Origin of the sequence: Paenibacillus sinensis (assembly GCF_019904155.1) — a bacterium.
In the GTDB taxonomy this organism is placed as follows: Bacteria; Bacillota; Bacilli; order Paenibacillales; family Paenibacillaceae; genus Paenibacillus_AQ; species Paenibacillus_AQ sinensis.
In genome coordinates, this window is sequence record NZ_JAHCMB010000054.1 from 1 (window position 1) to 528 (window position 528).

The 528-nt window shown below is 41.3% G+C and carries 1 protein-coding gene; it reads right to left on the reverse strand.

Going from position 1 to position 528, the window contains the following annotated elements:
• A partial coding sequence (locus tag KIH86_RS07690) for an OmpL47-type beta-barrel domain-containing protein (RefSeq protein WP_407672254.1) occupies positions 1 to 482 on the reverse strand: 482 nt, incomplete at its 3' end.
• Positions 483 to 528 lie beyond the last annotated feature (46 nt).

Here is a 528-nt window from a genome sequence, read left to right on the forward strand (position 1 = left end):
TCCGTGTTGATCCATTCTAAGGTATCGGCCTCTATTATTGGATCTAAAGGGGCTGTTTTATCAATTTTTATCATGGCCGTAGATTCATTACTTATATTTCCTGCCTGATCTACAGCCCTCGCATAGATTGGTATCTGTCCTTCTGTTGAAACTACTACGGGTTCATTATATCTCTCCCATTGCCCAGCCTCTCCGATTCTATATTCAAGATATTTTACTCCACTAGGTATATCTTCGGGCTTCTCAATGCTGAACGTAACATTGCTCGAGGTCCAGTCTTCATGATCTAATTTGATTTCTGGTGTGTTGGGTATGGTCTTGTCGATTTTAATCTGGATTATCGCTTCATGGCTTATATTTCCAGCTCTATCAATCGAACGTGCGTACACCTTCGTAATTCCTTCTTCTGTAACTGTAATGGGAGTCGCAGGATACTCCTTCCATTCGTCATCTTCAGCAAGCTTATATTCCGTTTTACTCACACCACTCAAGGTGTCAATTCCATCGGTAATGGAGAAATTCACATCC